The sequence below is a fragment of the Ralstonia sp. Ralssp110 genome (genome assembly GCF_047325135.1).
Classification (GTDB): domain Bacteria; phylum Pseudomonadota; class Gammaproteobacteria; order Burkholderiales; family Burkholderiaceae; genus Ralstonia; species Ralstonia mojiangensis.
Genome location: NZ_CP168609.1, coordinates 1,455,225 through 1,471,389, shown reverse-complemented (window position 1 = coordinate 1,471,389; position 16,165 = coordinate 1,455,225). Strand labels below are relative to the sequence as shown.

The 16,165-nt window shown below is 65.2% G+C and carries 19 protein-coding genes and 1 riboswitch; of the genes, 6 read left to right on the top strand and 13 right to left on the bottom strand.

What is annotated here, in order from left to right:
- Positions 1-135: 135 nt before the first annotated feature.
- The 5 genes from ACEN9T_RS07230 to ACEN9T_RS07210 form a co-directional block, all read right to left on the bottom strand.
- Positions 136-945, bottom strand: a complete 810-nt coding sequence (locus ACEN9T_RS07230) for an alpha/beta fold hydrolase (protein ID WP_413705933.1) — start codon at positions 943-945, stop codon at positions 136-138.
- Between the two features lie 12 nt (positions 946-957).
- Positions 958-1,290 (bottom strand): hypothetical protein, encoded by a 333-nt coding sequence (locus ACEN9T_RS07225; protein WP_413705932.1) that lies wholly within the window; start codon positions 1,288-1,290, stop codon positions 958-960.
- 130 nt (positions 1,291-1,420) lie between these two features.
- The gene (locus ACEN9T_RS07220; protein WP_092974884.1) at positions 1,421-1,816 is read right to left on the bottom strand and encodes a carboxymuconolactone decarboxylase family protein; all 396 of its coding nucleotides are present in this window, start codon (positions 1,814-1,816) and stop codon (positions 1,421-1,423) included.
- A 33-nt stretch (positions 1,817-1,849) separates the two neighbouring features.
- Positions 1,850-2,632, bottom strand: a complete 783-nt coding sequence (locus tag ACEN9T_RS07215) for a sulfite exporter TauE/SafE family protein (RefSeq protein WP_413705931.1) — start codon at positions 2,630-2,632, stop codon at positions 1,850-1,852.
- A gap of 110 nt (positions 2,633-2,742) precedes the next feature.
- Entirely contained in the window at positions 2,743-3,519 is a 777-nt protein-coding gene (locus ACEN9T_RS07210; protein WP_092974878.1) for an NAD(P)H-dependent oxidoreductase, read from the bottom strand.
- 87 nt (positions 3,520-3,606) lie between these two features.
- On the opposite strand from ACEN9T_RS07210, the gene ACEN9T_RS07205 reads away from it, so the two are divergent.
- The gene (locus ACEN9T_RS07205) at positions 3,607-4,500 is read left to right on the top strand and encodes a LysR family transcriptional regulator (RefSeq protein ID WP_413705930.1); all 894 of its coding nucleotides are present in this window, start codon (positions 3,607-3,609) and stop codon (positions 4,498-4,500) included.
- 33 nt (positions 4,501-4,533) lie between these two features.
- Here ACEN9T_RS07205 and ACEN9T_RS07200 read toward each other — a convergent pair whose 3' ends face one another.
- Both ACEN9T_RS07200 and ACEN9T_RS07195 read right to left on the bottom strand, forming a co-directional pair.
- Positions 4,534-5,172 carry a LysE family translocator gene (locus ACEN9T_RS07200; protein WP_413705929.1) on the bottom strand — a complete coding sequence of 213 codons (639 nt, stop codon included), beginning with the start codon at positions 5,170-5,172 and terminating at the stop codon, positions 4,534-4,536.
- Between the two features lie 124 nt (positions 5,173-5,296).
- Complete coding sequence (locus ACEN9T_RS07195) at positions 5,297-5,752, bottom strand: hypothetical protein (protein ID WP_092974869.1); 456 nt, start codon at positions 5,750-5,752, stop codon at positions 5,297-5,299.
- 314 nt (positions 5,753-6,066) lie between these two features.
- Positions 6,067-6,147, top strand: a riboswitch (cyclic di-GMP riboswitch).
- A 61-nt stretch (positions 6,148-6,208) separates the two neighbouring features.
- On the opposite strand from ACEN9T_RS07195, the gene ACEN9T_RS07190 reads away from it, so the two are divergent.
- Together ACEN9T_RS07190 and ACEN9T_RS07185 are read left to right on the top strand one after the other, a co-directional pair.
- Positions 6,209-7,063: a spherulation-specific family 4 protein gene (locus ACEN9T_RS07190; RefSeq protein ID WP_413705928.1), complete on the top strand. Its 855-nt coding sequence runs from the start codon at positions 6,209-6,211 to the stop codon at positions 7,061-7,063.
- A 123-nt stretch (positions 7,064-7,186) separates the two neighbouring features.
- Positions 7,187-8,269, top strand: a complete 1,083-nt coding sequence (locus ACEN9T_RS07185; protein ID WP_092974863.1) for a calcium:proton antiporter — start codon at positions 7,187-7,189, stop codon at positions 8,267-8,269.
- 74 nt (positions 8,270-8,343) lie between these two features.
- Here the strand turns inward: ACEN9T_RS07185 and ACEN9T_RS07180 are convergent, their stop codons facing one another.
- Entirely contained in the window at positions 8,344-9,729 is a 1,386-nt protein-coding gene (locus ACEN9T_RS07180) for an FAD-containing oxidoreductase (protein WP_413705927.1), read from the bottom strand.
- 187 nt (positions 9,730-9,916) lie between these two features.
- Positions 9,917-10,351 (bottom strand): hypothetical protein, encoded by a 435-nt coding sequence (locus ACEN9T_RS07175; RefSeq protein ID WP_045205440.1) that lies wholly within the window; start codon positions 10,349-10,351, stop codon positions 9,917-9,919.
- Positions 10,352-10,550: 199 nt separating this feature from the next.
- Between ACEN9T_RS07175 and ACEN9T_RS07170 the strand changes: the two genes are divergently transcribed.
- Positions 10,551-11,060: a DUF1697 domain-containing protein gene (locus ACEN9T_RS07170; RefSeq protein WP_413705926.1), complete on the top strand. Its 510-nt coding sequence runs from the start codon at positions 10,551-10,553 to the stop codon at positions 11,058-11,060.
- A 6-nt stretch (positions 11,061-11,066) separates the two neighbouring features.
- On the opposite strand, the gene ACEN9T_RS07165 is transcribed toward ACEN9T_RS07170, so the two are convergent.
- On the bottom strand, positions 11,067-11,927 hold the full coding sequence (locus ACEN9T_RS07165; RefSeq protein WP_413705925.1) for a c-type cytochrome: 861 nt from the start codon (positions 11,925-11,927) through the stop codon (positions 11,067-11,069).
- 79 nt (positions 11,928-12,006) lie between these two features.
- On the bottom strand, positions 12,007-13,344 hold the full coding sequence (locus tag ACEN9T_RS07160; RefSeq protein ID WP_413705924.1) for a PLP-dependent aminotransferase family protein: 1,338 nt from the start codon (positions 13,342-13,344) through the stop codon (positions 12,007-12,009).
- A gap of 86 nt (positions 13,345-13,430) precedes the next feature.
- Between ACEN9T_RS07160 and ACEN9T_RS07155 the strand changes: the two genes are divergently transcribed.
- Together ACEN9T_RS07155 and ACEN9T_RS07150 are read left to right on the top strand one after the other, a co-directional pair.
- Positions 13,431-14,033: a DJ-1/PfpI family protein gene (locus ACEN9T_RS07155; protein WP_413705923.1), complete on the top strand. Its 603-nt coding sequence runs from the start codon at positions 13,431-13,433 to the stop codon at positions 14,031-14,033.
- Between the two features lie 75 nt (positions 14,034-14,108).
- Positions 14,109-14,564, top strand: a complete 456-nt coding sequence (locus tag ACEN9T_RS07150; protein ID WP_413705922.1) for a lysozyme inhibitor LprI family protein — start codon at positions 14,109-14,111, stop codon at positions 14,562-14,564.
- 5 nt (positions 14,565-14,569) lie between these two features.
- On the opposite strand, the gene ACEN9T_RS07145 is transcribed toward ACEN9T_RS07150, so the two are convergent.
- Entirely contained in the window at positions 14,570-15,361 is a 792-nt protein-coding gene (locus tag ACEN9T_RS07145; protein ID WP_413705921.1) for a 5'-methylthioadenosine/adenosylhomocysteine nucleosidase, read from the bottom strand.
- An 83-nt stretch (positions 15,362-15,444) separates the two neighbouring features.
- Positions 15,445-16,131 (bottom strand): DJ-1/PfpI family protein, encoded by a 687-nt coding sequence (locus tag ACEN9T_RS07140; RefSeq protein ID WP_413705920.1) that lies wholly within the window; start codon positions 16,129-16,131, stop codon positions 15,445-15,447.
- Positions 16,132-16,165 lie beyond the last annotated feature (34 nt).

The window sequence follows — 16,165 nt, the reverse complement described above, 5'->3', positions numbered from 1 at the left end:
CCTGCCTACGCAGTCAGCAAGGTACTGCAAACCGCGTGGTATCGCGATCGCGCATCGTTATCCACAGGCTTACCCACCGTTTCTGTGGATAACGCAGCGCCAGTGTTGCGCAAACGCGCCCCACCTCGACGCAACCTACGGCTGAGGAAGCGCGTGCAGAAATGCGAGCACGGCGTCGTTTAACAACGCCGGTCGCTGCAATGGCGCGAAATGGCTCACGCCCGGCAGCAACACAAACTGCGCATCAGGAATGGTCTGCACCAGATAGTGCGCGTGCTCGGGCCGGATGAACTCGTCGTGTTCGCTCTGCACGATCGTCACCGGCACGCGCGTCGCGGCAAGCTCCGCGGCCGTTGCGTTGGGCTGCGTCTGCATCATTTCGGTGACGGCCGCGACAAATGCATCGAAGTCGCCAGGTGTGGATGAGAGCGCGGTGTAATCCTTTCGGTGGCGATCGAAGCAGCGGTCAATAACAGGCGTGGGCGAAAAGGGCTTGGCGCCGCTTGGGTCCATGTTGCAACCGAAGAAGAACACGCCCGCAGCGCGTTCCGGCGTCTGCATGGCCAGGGTGAGCGCAACGCAAGCGCCGTCGCTCCAGCCGATAAACGCCGCGCGGTCGATGTGCAGCGCATCCATGACGGCCCGCACGTCGGATGCCATGCGCGTGTAGGCGTAAGGCTGTGCGTCGCGTGTGCTGCGGCCGTGCCCACGGCTGTCGATGACGATGGGCCTGTAGCCCGCACTCGTCAGTGCCGGAACCTGATACCCCCAATTGCCGCTATGGCCGAGCCCGCCATGCAGCAGGATCACAGGCCTGCCGACGCCGAAGGTCGCATACCAGATGCGGGCACCGTCGTGCTCGACATGGCCATGCTCAACGGCGGCCGGCAGCGGTTCAGCGCCCTGGGCGGCAAACCGTGTCAGATCGTCGTCGAAGGCGTCCATGTCGATCAGGTTTCAGCTGGCATAGCCAAGCGCCGCGAACTGCTGCTTGAACCACCAGTAGCAGAGCGCCGCGGCCGCCGCAAAGATGGCCACGAGCACCCAGCCCAGCGGCGTCAGGCGCTTGCGTTCGGCATCACGGTAGGCGAGCTTGTCGCCGCCCACCAGAAACGCCAGCCCGAAAACCAGGCAAGCCGGCACCAGCACCATCGCCTTGAGTGAGTAACGCACGGTGGGCGCGCCCGCCTGCGCCTGATGCAGCGGGCCGAGGATGAAGAACCAGCCGATCACCGCGCCAATGATGAGCACCAGCCCGCCGCCCAGGCGGGCCTTGAGGTCTTGAGACATGAAAGTTCCGAGGGATGGATTGGCCAGCGCCTTACGGGAGCGCCAGCATGATCCTGGGAGAATAGGGACGCCGCCCCAGCCACGCAACTTGTGTTAAGGCCGTTAACACAAGCCGCAAACCCGGCCCGGACTAGCGCGCCTCTCCGATCTCGATACCGAGTTCGTTGAGCACCTCACGCGCCGAACGAAACGCCTCGATGGCGGCCGGCGCACCGGCATAGATGGCGCTATGCAGCAGCACCTCGCGGATCTCCACCGCCGTTGCGCCGTTGTTGATTGCGCCGCGCACATGGCCCTTCAGTTCAGTGCTACGGCCCAGCGCGGCGAGCATCGCACAGGTGCACAGGCTGCGCGTCTTGAGGTCGATGCCGTCCCGCTGCCACGTGCTGCCCCAGGCGTGCTCGTTGAGCCAATCCTGCAGCGGTGCCGAGAACGCATCCAATCCGCTCATCGCACGTTCAACAAATGCGTCGCCCATCACCTGCGCACGGCGTGCGCGGCCGGCCTGCTTGTCTTGTTCCGACACGATGCCCTCCTCCGTTTTGAAAAACCAGGTCGATCAGGCTGGTTTGACCATCAACATCATCAGCGCCGTACCCAGCAGCACCGCGCAGAACGCCAGCCGCAAACGTCGCGCTGAAAACCTATACGCCAAGGCCACACCCCACGACACGCTCACAACACCGCCGGCCGCCAGCGGAATACCCGTTCCCCAATCCACATGGCCTGCATGCGCATACGTGGCAAGTGCGATCAGCGAGCCTGGCACCACCAGCGCGAGCGCCATGCCCTGGGCGCGTGTCTGCTGCATGCCGAAGAACGTCACCAGCGCCGGCACCACCACCAACCCGCCGCCCACCGTGAAAATGCCCGACATCGCGCCGCTGGCGATGCCCATCAACGGCAGCGCGGCGGCCGGCATGGCATGTGGGGCAGCATGCGCGGCGTCAGCGGTACTCGGCTTCTCTTTGAGCTGCGAGGCAAAGTACACCGCCAGCACGATCAGAAATACCGCGAACGCCGTATGCAGCAGATGCGCGTCGAGCCCTGCTGCAAAGCGTGCGGAAACGTAGGTCGCCGCCATCGAGAACACGCAGATCAGCGCGACGGAACGCAGATGCACCGGATGCCGCTGGTGATACCGCCAGAAGCCGATCAGCACGTTGGGCGCAATCATCACCAGCGCGGTGCCCTGCGCCAGGTGCTGGTCCATCCCGTACAGATAGCCCAGCACAGGAATGGCGATCAGCCCGCCGCCAATGCCGAGCAAACCGCCTGCCACGCCGAGACCCATCCCGAGCAGCAAATTGATCAGGCCTGTAAGAATCGCGTGAGACGTCATGCCGACAAGAATGGAAGGGGCAGAAAGAAACGCGGCGGCGCGCTGTATCTGCTACAGCGCGCCGCCGGAGGTGAATGAGAAATTGTAGCGCTTGCCGCGCCTGACAAGGTCTAGGCGAGATGCGCGGCAAAGCCTGATTTCTCGGGAGCGATCCCGGCCCGCAACGTGAGCGACGGGATCTCGTATTCACCGGCGTTCTGCCGGCGGAACGGGATCGGCGCTGCGGTAAACAAAGTGTCGAGTCGTTCGCCCAACGCCTGGGTGGTCTGCGCAAAGCGTGCCGCGTCCATGCGGCCGGTGCGGTAGCTCACGAATGGCGGCACCACATCAAAACCGGGGTAGTACAGGATGCCGTGCTGGATCGGGAACAAGAGGTCGTCGATCGGGCCGTTGATGCCGCGCGGGCTGTAGTGCGACTCCCAACCGCCCGTGGTGACGATCAGCATGGCGCGTTTTCCGGCGAGCGTGCCTTCGCCGTAGCGATCGCCCCAGTGAGTGTCGGAGTGCTCGCCAACGCCATAGGCGAAGCCATATGCGTAGACACGCTCGACCCAGCCCTTGAGGATGGCCGGCATCGAAAACCACCACAGCGGAAACTGCAAGATCACGGCGTCGGCCCATTGCAGCTTGGCCTGTTCGGCCGCAATGTCGGCGGCTTGCAGGCCGTTCTCGAACGCGTGCTTGGAATCCAGCGACGGGTGGAAATGTGGACCGACCGGCGCAACGGCGCTGTCGTTTGCATCCAGCGCGGCCTTCCACTGCATGGCGTACAAGTCCGACACCTGCACGGTGTGGCCGGCGGCTTCCAGACGCCGGACGGCAAAGTCCTTGAGGGCGCCGTTGAGCGACTTGGGTTCGGGATGGGCGTAGACGATCAGGACATTCATGGTGGCAACTCCAAAAAAAGGAATGGCTCCAGCATGCGGGGCGTCCAGGTATATTGGAAATGAATTGTCAATATCCCAGGCATAGCCATGAATAATCTCAGGCGGTTGGACCTGAACCTGCTGGTGACGCTCGATGTGCTGCTGACCGAGCACAACGTCACGCGTGCAGCGGAGCGGCTGAACTTCTCTCAGCCTTCGGTGAGCGTGCATCTGGCGAAGTTGCGCGACATCTTTGGTGATCCGCTGCTGCTACCGGGCCCGCGCGGCATGCGCCCAACTGCTCGAGCGGAAAGCTTGCGCGAGCCGCTGCGGCTGGCGCTGGAAGCGCTGGAGCAGGCCGTCGCGCCCGCCAGCCCGTTCGAGCCCGCGCAAGCCACCAATACCTGGCGCGTGGCCGCCACGGATTACGGCGAATCCACCATCGCGCTGCCGGCGCTGAACACCCTGCGCACAAGCGCGCCGGGCACACGGCTCGCCATGCTGGAGCTGGTACCCACGCGCGTCGAGAAGCAAGCCGAGCAAGGGGAGATCGATCTCGCGTTCCACACCACAGACGGCGCGCCACCCGGCCTGCGCCGCCGTGCGCTATTCACTGAACGCTATGTGCTGATCGGACGCGCTGGAAACCCGCGCCTGAAGCGCAAGCCGACGCTGGCGCAGTTCTGCACGCTGGATCACGTGATCGTGTCGCCCGATGGCGGTGGCTTCTTCGGCGTGACGGACGAAGCCCTGAAGGCGGCCGGTGCCACGCGACGCGTGGTGCTGTCGGTGCCGCACTTCCTCTTTGTGATGACGGCGGTCGCCAGTACCGACATGGTCGCCATGCTGCCCGAGCGGCTGGTGCGCGGGGCCAGTGCTCTGCAGGTGGTTGAACCGCCGGTGGACGTGCCCGGGTATGAGATGTCGATGCTCTGGCACGAACGCATGCATCGAGACCCAGGGCACCAGTGGCTGCGAGATGTGATTGCGGGAGCGGTCTAGCCAGCCGCCCCCAAAGCACCATCGCGGAAAAGACTACAGCCCGACCTTGGGCGCGGTGAAGATCAGGCGCAGCCCGAGCGCACCGATCGCCATGGCCGCTACGCGATCGACCCAGGTCTTGGCACGCAGGTACATCTCACGCGGCACCCGACTCGAAAAGCACAGCGCGACGATGGTGTACCACCCGAACTCGACCAGGAACACCAGTGGCGGCAGCACGAAGTAGCACCACACCGGCGGATGCTGCGGCAGCAGCGCGGCAAAGATACTGCCGTACCAGATGGCCGTCTTGGGATTGCTCATCTGCGTGGTGATGCCGGTCCAGAACGACTTGCGTGCGCTGCCCGCTTGCTGCGTCAGGCGATCGTCCATCACCATGGGCAGCTTGGCGCCGCGCCAGATCTTCCATGCCATGTAGGTCAAATATGCGCCGCCGGCAATCTTGAGGCCGATATAGAGCCACTCCACAGCTTGCAGCAACGTGTAAAGCCCTGCCAGGGCCAGGCCACCGAAGAACAGGGCGCCCGCGCCCATGCCAAGTGCAGTGGCTAGGCCGTCGCGGCGCGACAACCCGATAGCATTGCGCGCCACCAGCACAAAACTCGGCCCGGGAATCATGGCGCCCAGCAACAGCGCAACGAGAATGGCAAATACGGCGGCAGATGCAGTCATCGGGAGTCTCCTTTTGTGGGCGCAGACATTCAGAGATACAGACCGCGATTCTGCCACGACGACGATTCCCACGTGGGGCCGGGTGGCAAGGCGGCGGCACCTCTGCCGCCACCCCGCCCTGCCCTTACTTGCACTGCTGCTTGTTGATCGACACGTCATTCAAGTCGGCGGCGGTGTAGAGCGCCGGCACGTTCGGGTCGCCGGCACCCGTCATTGCCGCGTTCAAGAGCGCCAAGGCCTGGAGGTGGCCAGCCTCGCCGCTTGAAAAGCGCTGCTGCGCCGATTTCGATGCGTTGTACATGCCATTGCACAGGAGCGCCTTGCGGAAGATCTCCAAAACCGCGATCCGTGCAGCGTACGTCTCGCGCCGCTCAGCCGCTGTGGCGGGCGCGTGGTTGATCTTGGCGTACTGATTGGCGCACTGCGTGCCGAGAATTGGGTACGCATCCTTGATGCCGTCGCATGTTGCGACGGTCGCTGGCGGCGCAGCCAACGCGGCCGTGGCCGCCAGCGACGCGATCAGGGACACCACCGCCAACAGCACGATGCGGATGACAAGCACATTCGAGCGGATGTTCATTGCAGGTTCTCCTCAGTCAGATCCGTGGACAAAAAACACAGCGGCAACCGGTAGCGCTGTGTGGACTGACGATACGGGCGGGGTCTGTGGCGGCGGAATGCACCAGAGGTTCTGGCGCAGGTCAGGGGAAACGCGGCATGGGAAGAATGCCGACGAGGCCGGCCACGCTTCATTGGCGTCGATGGTTGATTGCCATGGCAGCGCGCAACGTGGGGTCCCGACAACGCTTCGTGCAGCAGCCGGCGCGTTTGCGCAATCTTCGTTTGCCGCGCTGGCGCGGCCCCGGTAGAGTCTCCCCCCAATGGGTTCACACCCAGAGGTCTGGGCAAAACCGGAGTGATCCGGCGACGCAAAGCTATAGGGACTTCGCTGAACGAAGTCAGCCAGTTGCCCGCCAACCCGCAACGGGGCGGGCCTGATGACACACGCAACGAACTGCGTGGTCGGGGGCACATAATGAAAACGATACAAACGGGGGGGCGTTCGCCCGCATTCGCCACGCTGGCCGTGGCATCGCAAATGGGCAACGCAAAGCGCAGGTTTGCACGCGCTGCATGCGCGGCTTTCGCCTTGGTGTCGGGCGCGCTGATGGGTGCATCGCACGCCAGCGCTGAAGGGCTGCTGGTGCCGTCCTACATCTATCCGTCGGGCACCGGCGCAACGCAATGGAGTGCGCTGGCCACCGCGGCAACATCGGTACCAACAACGGTCATCCTCAACCCGAACAGCGGCCCGGGCACGACGCAGGATGCCAACTACGTTGCCGCCGTCGCCAAAGTGCATGCCGCGGGTGGCAAGGTGATCGGGTACGTGTCCAGCTCGTACACAAACCGGTCCTTGTCAGCCGTGGTGCAGGACATCAACACTTACCAGGCGCTGTATCAGGTCGACGGCTTCTTCATCGACGAGATGACCGCCGACAGCACGACCGCGCACATCCAGTTCTACCAATCGGTCTACAACTACATCAAGGGGCTGTCGCCCAACTACACGGTCACGGGCAACCCGGGCACCAATGTGCCGGAGATCTATGCCAGCCTGCCGGTGGCGGACCAGCTCGTCGTGTTTGAAGACAGCGCCAAGCACTACGCCAACTATGCGCCCCTGGCGTGGCAGGCCAACTATCCGACCGCCCGGTTTGCGCACATCGTCTACGCTGCGTCAGCCACGCAAATGCAAACCTTCGTTCGCAACGCATCGAGCAAGGGCGCTGCCACCGTATTCATCACGAACAAGACGTTGCCGAATCCGTACGGCGCACTGCCGACTTACTGGAGCCAGGAGGTGTCCGCCACGGCCGTTGCCCCATGACGGCGCTGGCGTGACGCGTTCCGCATGTGCGGGCTGATGCTCCGCACATGCTTTATATTCGGGCCACACTGCATCCACCCTTCGCCGCCCCGTCGGCGTTGAGGCAACAACAAGGAGAACCCCGTGGCCCTTTCTTCCAACAAGCTGCCCCCCTGGACAATCGCTGCCCCGCTGCTGGCGTGGGTGGTGTTGGTCGGCGGCTCGTTCATGACGCCCCCTGGCTGGCTGATCGCACTGATGGCACTTGCACTGGCCGGCGCCGTCTTTGCCGCCGTCCACCACGCCGAAGTCGTCGCGCACAAGGTGGGCGAGCCGTTCGGCACGCTCGTCCTAGCGATTGCCGTGACGGTGATCGAAGTCGCGCTGATCGTCTCGGTGATGCTCTCTTCCGGGCCAGAGAAAGCAGGCTTGGCGCGCGACACCGTGTTTGCCGCAGTCATGCTCATCTGCAACGGAATCGTGGGTGTGTGCCTATTCGTGGGTGGCCTGCGTCACCGCGAGCAAGCCTTCCAGGCGCCAGGCGCCACTGCAGCGCTCGCCGTGCTCGCTGCGCTTGTCACGCTGACCATGGTGCTACCCAACTACACGAGTTCCACGCCGGGGCCTGTCATGACCTCGTCGCAGCTTGCCTTTGCCGGGGTGACATCGCTGGTGCTGTACGGCTGCTTCGTCATCGTGCAGACCATCCGCCACCGCGATTACTTTCTCGTCGACAGCGCCAACGAAGACGTCCATGCACCGCCGCCGCCCACACGCGTCGCGGCGCTCAGCGCGGTATTGCTGATGGTGTCGCTGGTGGCCGTCGTGGGTCTGGCCAAGGTGCTGTCGCCTTCGGTGGAAGCGGCCATCCTGAATGCAGGCGCTCCGCCCGCGACGGTCGGCATCGTCATCGCCGCACTGGTGCTGCTGCCGGAATGCCTGGCCGCCCTGCGCGCCGCCAATGCAGACCGCATCCAGACGAGCCTGAACCTCGCACTGGGCTCGGCGCTGGCGAGTATCGGCCTGACCATCCCGACGGTGGCGGCCGTGTTCATCTGGATCGGCCGCCCGCTCGAACTGGGCCTGGGCCCGAAGGAAATGGTCCTGCTGTTCCTGACGCTGATCGTGTCGTCGCTCACGCTCGGCAAGGGCCGCACGACCATCCTGCAAGGGGTCGTGCATCTGGCCATCTTTGCGTCGTATCTGTTTCTCTCGATCGTGCCCTGAGCAACACGCACGGTAGCGGGTTGATGTTTGGGGCGCGCCGGGCGCCCCTTGTTTTTTAGGCGCCATGTCTGACGTTATTGCACCGGCTCCATGCCTTGCAGCAACGTAGGAATCAGCTCCGACACCGTCGGGTGAATGTGCATGGCGCGGCTGATGGTCGCGTAAGGCGCCTTGGCATACATCACGTCGAGGATCGAATGCACCGCCTCGTCACCGCCCACACCCAGAATCGACGCGCCCAGGATTTCGTGTGTCTGCGCATCGACCACCACGCGCATGAAACCCTGGCTCTCGCCCTTCTCCACCGCGCGGCCGACGCGCGTCATCGGGCGGTTGCCGACCAGCAGCTTGCGCCCCGATTGCTTCGCTTCCGAGAGCGACATGCCGACGCGCGCAAGCGGCGGGTCGATGTACATGGCGTACGCCTGGATGCGGTCCGACACCTTGCGCGGATCGGCGTCGAGCAGATTGGCCGCGACGATCTCGTAATCGTTGTAAGCCGTGTGCGTGAACGCGCCGCGACCGTTGCAATCGCCCATGGCCCAGATGCCAGGCACGTTGGTGCGCAACTGCTCGTCAACGCGGATATTGCCGCGCTTGTCGAGTTCCACGCCGGCCTTGTCGAGTCCAAGATCGTCGGTATTTGGCACCCGCCCGACCGCCATCAGCAGATGCGAGCCCGACACCTCGCGCGCGCCGCTGCCGCTGCCGCAGTCCAGGCCAACCACCACGTTGGCGCCATCGCGCCGCACGCTCAGGCAATCGGCGTTGACCTGCACGTCGATGCCCTCGGCTTCGAGAATCTCGCGCACCGCCTGCGATACGTCTTCATCTTCGCGGGCGATCAGGCGTGGCCCTTTCTCGACAATCGTCACGCGCGCACCGAAGCGGCGAAACATCTGGCCGAACTCCAGCCCGACGTAACTTCCCCCAATCACGACGAGGTGCTCGGGCAGAAAATCCACGTCCATCATGGTGGAGTTGGTGAGAAACGGCACCTGATCGAGCCCCGGCATGGGCGGCACCAACGCCCGGCCGCCCACGTTGATGAAGATGTGTTCGGCTTCGAGCAGTTCGTCGCCCACGCGCACGGTGCGCGCGCTCTCGAAACGGGCATGGCCCTGAAAGACGGTGCCGTGCTCCAGCCCGCGCACCCATTGCTCCACACCCCGGCTGGAGCGGCCGGAAATTTCATCCTTGCGGGCCTTCACGCGCTGCATGTCGACGGTGACGACGCCGTTGATCACGACGCCGTATTCAGCCGCACGCTGCGCCATGCGTGCTGCATAGGCGCTGGCCACCATCGCTTTCGTGGGAATACAGCCGGTGTTGACGCACGTGCCGCCAAAGCGGCCGCGCTCGATGATGGCCACCTTCATGCCGGCGCCAGACAGGCGCGCCGCCAGCGGCGGGCCGGCCTGACCGGTGCCGATGATGATGGCGTCGAAGCGTTGCGTCATGGCGCTCTCCTTCGTGTGCGGGCCAATCGCGGCCGTCTCGGTATGGTAGGCGGCGCACGTGGCAACGGCGAGTTGCGGCGACAGTTTTTGCCGACACACGGGGCGACGCACGCAGACAGCGCCGTCGCCGCAAGGAAAGCAAGAAAGCGGCCGTAGCGCTCAGTGGCAAGCGCAACGGCGCATCAGATCAATGGTGGTGATGGTGTTTGCCGTGGCGACGGTAGCCGCGGCCGCGGTCGTCGCGGTCGGAATACGAATTGCGCTGTACGTTGCCACCCAGGGCTGCACCCGCGCCGCCGCCCAAGCCCGCGCCCACGATGCCGCCCGTACGGCCGCCCATGGCATTGCCCGCAGCGGCGCCCACACCGCCTCCCAACGCGCCGCCCACGATGGCGCCCTTGCGCTCGCGGCCGTTGGCCGTCAATGCGCCGCCGGCACCGCCGCCCACAGCACCGCCGATGACGGAGCCGGTCGGACCACCCAGCGCGCCGCCCACGGCCGCCCCGCCCGCGCCACCCAGCGCGCCGCCCAGCGCATTGCGCAAGTCGTCCGCCGCAGCGGGCAAGGCCGTCAGGCCGGCGAGCGTTGCCACAATCAGGGCCGGTGCAATCTTCTTCAACATGGTGTTCTCCTTATGCGCAAATGCAGGATGCGGCACTCAAATCAGCACTGAGGGCCGATTCGGGCTCGATGAGTTCGGGGCGCAGAATACAAGTCGCGCAACGGGGCGGGTTAAACACATTCGTCAATCTCGTAACAGAATGTTGCTAACCCGAGCATGCCCCTAAGCCATTGATAAGCCAGACAGAACAGGAGAACCCATGCCCAGCTACATCGCCTTCCTGCGCGCCGTGAACGTGGGCGGCACCGGCAAACTGCCCATGGCCGAACTGCGCGCGATGTGCGAATCGATCGGCCTGAGCGGCGTACGCACCTACATTGCGAGCGGCAATGTGGTGTTTCAGAGCCGGCTGGCGGAAGCGACCGTCAAGGCGAAGCTGGAACGCTGCCTGGAGGATTACGCCGGCAAACCCGTGGGCGTGCTCGTGCGCACAGGCGCGGAGCTGGCAGCGGTGCTGGAAAGCAATCCATTCAAGACGGCTGCGCCCAACCGGACGGTCGCGATTTTCCTGGATACGCCGCCGCCCGCCGATGCATTGGCCGCCGCCACCGGCTGCCGGACGGAACAGATGGCCCTTGGCACGCGCGAGATCTACGTGCATTACGGCGACGGCATGGCCGATTCCAAACTGAAAATCCCCGCCGCCAAGACGGGGACGGCCCGCAACATGAACACCATCGCCACGCTGGTCGACTGGGCTACCGAATAGCACCGGTCATTGCGCGGCCGACTTGTGCTTTGTCATGTGGTGCAAATACGCCAGCAGATCGTTGAGTTGCGCATCTGAGAGCGTTTTCTCGTCGATGGCCGACATGCGGGCGTTGGGCCACCAGCGCAGCGATTGCGGATCGCGGATCAGGTGGCGCAGCTTCTCGTCGCCCAGGTATTCGACCGGGCTGTACGGCACGTTCAGGTCGGGGCCAAGGTTGGCATCGCCGGCGCGGTTGAGCGTGTGGCACGAGAAGCAGACGCGCTGGAACGTGGCGAAACCGCGCATGACAGGGCCATCTGCGGGCAGCCCGGCTGCGGGGCGGATGGCCGCAAAGCGCTCACCGGGCAGCGCAGCAATGTCGATGCGAACGATGCTGTAAGTCCACAGACTTTCATTCACCACCGATGCCTTGGCCGGCGGCGCCGTCCAGATCAGGCGGAACGGGCCGATGTCCTGCCCTTTGAGTGTGGGCCACGGCGCGGCCGGGTCTTCCACGGCAAGCCAGGCGCGCGGGCCATCGGCGCGGTCGCCCAGCAGCAGGCGCATCGGCAGGTGTGATACGTAGCCGTCGCTGGCGGCGGTGGTGGCGCTGGCATCCGGGCTGACTGCCTGCCCTCGGAACAGCTCCGTCACCGGGATCGCCTTGAAGGTCAGGCGGCGCTTCAGATTCTGGTCTTCCACGGTCACGCTCGTCAGGTGCGGATCGTGCAGCAATGCATCGCGCGACAACGTGCGGTGCTGCGTGCCGATGTTGACGGTCAGCGTCGTGCCGTCATCCGGGGCGTCAGCCGCATGGGCGGCGCTGCCGAACGCTGCGCATGCGCAGAGCGCCCATCCGGCCATCGTTGCAAGCCAGTTCTTCATGAGGTCTCCTGTGTGCAAATTGGGCCACTTCGTTGCGACGAGAGTGTAGGCAAGCGCACGAGGTTTGGCACGGTTTTCGTTATCGATACTGCTGTGCTTCCACGCGCTGCCTGACGGTCTGCAACGCGGCATCGAGCCGGTCAAGCGCGACGGAGCCCAACGCCAGCCGCAGCGCATGCGGTACCTGCTTTGACGTCGCAAACGGCTCTGCGGTGGACACGGAGATGCCATCCTCCTGCAGCGCCACGGCCACGCGGTCGGCACGCACCTCGGGCGGCAGCGCAAGCCAGACAAAATACGACGCAGGATGCGTGGCCAGCGTCAGCCCAGCCAGCGCCTTGCGGGCAATCGCCTGGCGTGCTGCGGCATCGCGCCGCTTTTCGGCTTCCAGGCGGTTGACCGTGCCGTCGTCCAGCCATGCGCATGCAAGGCTGGTGACGATGGCCGGGGTGTTCCAGGTCGTGGCGCGGATGGCGCGTTCCAGTTGCGGCACCCACGCAGCCGGCGCGGCAACGAAGCCGAAACGCAGGCCGGTGGCCACGCTCTTCGACAGGCCCGAGATGTAGACGGTCGATTCCGGCGCCAGCGCGGCCAGCGGCACGGGCGGGTTGTCTTCCAGAAAGGCGTAGGCCGCGTCTTCCAAGGCGATGAGGCCGTGGCGGCGCACGATGGCCGCCAGTTGGCGCCGCCAGCCAATGCCACTTACCCAGCCGAGCGGGTTGTGCAGCGTCGGCATGACGTAGACGGCGCGCACACGGCGCCGTGCGCAAAGCTGCTCCAAAGCATCCAGGTCCAGCCCGTGCCCGGCTGCAGGCAGCGGCGCCAGTTCCAGATGCAGCATCTCGGCAACGACCTTGAAACCGGGATACGTCAGGGCATCCACCGCAACCACATCGCCGGGTTTGAGCAACGCCATGGCGGTCACGGCCAGGCCGTGCTGCGCACCGTCGACCACGAGTACGTTGTCCGACGCGACGGGCAAGCCGCGCTGCGCCAGGTGGCGCGCCACGCAGGCGCGTTCATGCGCGCGGCCGCCATGCGGCGCGTAGCGCAACAGCGCATCCAGATCGCCGCCGGCGGCCAGCTTGCGCAGTGCGCGGCTCAGCAGCCGGGCCTGTCCGGGTAGCGACGGATAGTTGAAGTTCAAATCCACCACGCCAGCGGCCACGGCTTGCTGGTCGATACCAAGGCCGCGCGACAGCGTGTTCTCCCGCACGAAGGTGCCGCGCCCCACTTCGCCGCTCACCAGGCCCATCGCTTCAAGCTCGGCATACACGCGCGTGGCCGTGACCAGCGCAACGCCGTGGCGCTGGGCCAGTTGCCGGTGCGTGGGCAGGCGTGTGCCAGGCGGCAGACGGCCGGAGCGGATCTGCGCGGCCAGTTCGTCAACGAGCGGCTGGTAGCGGGCCTGAGTCATGGCTTGTTGTACTAAGGACAATTTTTTGATTGTATTGCCCCGTGCCCCTAGCATGCGATCTATCCCAACGCGACAGCACACCGATCATGCACATCGCCATCCTCACCTTCGACGGGTTCAACGAACTGGATTCACTCATCGCCTTTGGTGTACTTCACCGCATCAAGAAACCGGACTGGCGCGTGAGCCTGTGTTGCCCGCACACCGAAGTCACATCAATGAACGGCGTGACGATGCATGCGCAATCGATGCTGGAAGACGCGCGCACCGCAGATGCCGTGCTTGTCGGCAGCGGCATCCGCACGCGCGATGTGGTCGCCGATCCGGCGTTGATGGCGCGGCTGGCGCTCGATCCGTCACGCCAGTTGATCGGCGCGCAGTGCTCCGGCACGTTGGTATTGGCCAAGCTGGGGCTGCTCGGCAACGTGCCGGCCTGCACAGACCTGACCACCAAGCCCTGGGTGCAGGAAGCCGGCGTAGAAGTGCTGAACCGGCCGTTCTACGCCAACGGCAATGTGGCGACGGCGGGCGGGTGCTTTGCTTCGCCGTACCTGGCGGCATGGGTGATTGCGCGCACAGAAGGCGTGGAGGCCGCCGCAGAAGCGCTGCACTACGTGGCCCCCGTCGGCGAGAAAGAAGCCTACGTGGAAAACGCCCTGCGCAACCTGCGGCCTCACCTGCCTGGCTGATCGCGGGTGCGTTGGCCAGCCGATAGACTGGACGGCCCCTTCACGCATCGTAGACACGCGATCAGGAGTCACTTCTTGAACACGCTGACGACACTGAAGACGCTTGCCCTGCCCGTTGCCGTGGCGCTGCTGGCACACAGCGCCGGCGCCTTTGCTGCCGAAAGCCTCGCCAACGGCATCAAGCGGCGCGCGCCGCAGGGCATTTCCACCAGGCTGTATGCCTGCGTCGACAAGGCGCCGGACAATCCGGACGCAATCGGCGCATGTCTCTCAGCAGAAAAGGCCGCGCAGGACGAGCGCCTGAACCGCGCTTACCAAACGCTCTCGAGCAAATTAAACGGCAAGGCGAAAGACGCACTGGCAAGTTCAGAGCAGGCGTGGCAGGACTTTCACACTAGGACGGCCGCCCTTGAGGCCGCCATCTACGGCAAGGACAAGCCCGACGATTTGCAACGCCTGGAGAACGCAGTCTTCCGCCTGAGCGAGCACGCCAACGCCCTCGACAAGTACCTGGCCGCGAAAGGCCAGTAAGCCGTTCAGGCGTCGGCCGTCGTCGACAGCCAGTTGCGCAGGATGGCCACGCTGTAGCGTAAATCCACCTGCGCGATGAACTGCGCGAAGTCCACGCTGGCCGCGTCATCGGCACGGTCGGAAATCGTGCGGATGGCGGCAAACGGCACGCCCCACTCGTGGCACACCTGCGCCACCGCGGCGCCTTCCATCTCAACGGCCAAGGCGTCCGGCAATGCCGTACGCAACACAGCGCTCTCCGCCGAGGTGCAGACAAAGCGGTCCCCGCTGACGATGAGCCCACGATGCACCTGCGGCGCCGCAATCCCGAAGGCCCGCATGACATCCGGACCCAGCAGCGCGTGCGGGTCGGCCAGCACAGCGCCAGCGCTTTCCAGCAGCCCGCTGGCGAGCGACACGTCGGCAGGAAAACGCGCCATGCCGGTCAGCGGAATTTCCCAGCGCGGGAACAGCGGCGAGGCATCGACATCGTGCTGCAGCAGTTCTTCCGACACCACCACGTCACCCACAGCCACGCCCGGTGCCAATGCGCCGGCCACGCCGGCAAACACCACGGCGCGTACGTTGAACTGCGTGATCAGCACGGCGGTGGTGGATGCCGCTGCCACCTTGCCCACGCGCGACAGCACCACAACAGCTGCGTGCCCGTCCAACTCGCCCGTCCAGAAATCGCGGCTGCCGATGTGGATGCACTGTGCGCCGGACAGGCACGTCAGCAGTTCGTTGATCTCTTCATGCAGGGCAGCAACGATGCCGATCGGGCCACGGGCGTTGATCTGGGAAGACGGAGTGTTCATGCAGTATGCGGCGCCGGCTCGGGGCGTGGATACGTCGAAAGACGCCATTGTCGCTGCAATCCGGTTCCTGCCGGCGCCTGCGGTCAGAGGCGCTGCGCCGCCCGTTGCACGGCGTCGTGGCGGTCCGCACGCAAACGATCGAGCCGCGAGGTCACCGCTTCGAGAATCTCCGGTGCTGCGCGCTCGGGGCGGCCGCAATCGAACGGCGGCGCGGGGGCGTATTCGATACCGAGCTGCACGGCCTGCGCATGCTCGGCACCGGCAATGTCGGCCATGACCGTCAGCGCCATGTCGATGCCGGCCGTCACGCCGCCACCGGTGATGAGGTTGCCGTCACGCACCACGCGGGCTTCGTCCACCGTGGCGCCAAACGCGGGCAGCAGGTTGCGCCAGGCCCAGTGGCAGGCCGCGCGCTTGCCCTGCAGCAACCCGGCCGCGCCCAGCACGAGCGAGCCGGTGCAGACCGAGGTGACATAGCGGGCGCCGTCGGCCAGGCGCCGCACCTGGCGCACGAACTCTGCGTCTTCCATGGCTTCGATCACGCCAAAACCGCCGGGCACGCAGATCAGGTCAGCGTGCGGAATATCGGCCAGTCGCTGCACGTTCGAGATGGTGAGGCCGCCATCGGCATGGATCTCTCCGCCGGCTGCGGAAGCCACCACGCATTGCGCGCCGGGCAGCCGCCAGAACACTTCGTGCGGGCCAGTGAAATCGAGCTGGGTGACCCGGTTGTACAGCGCAAAGACAACGATGAACGGGGAAGTCGTCATGGTTCGGCTCTCCTGAGATTGGTGCGGTGGTGGG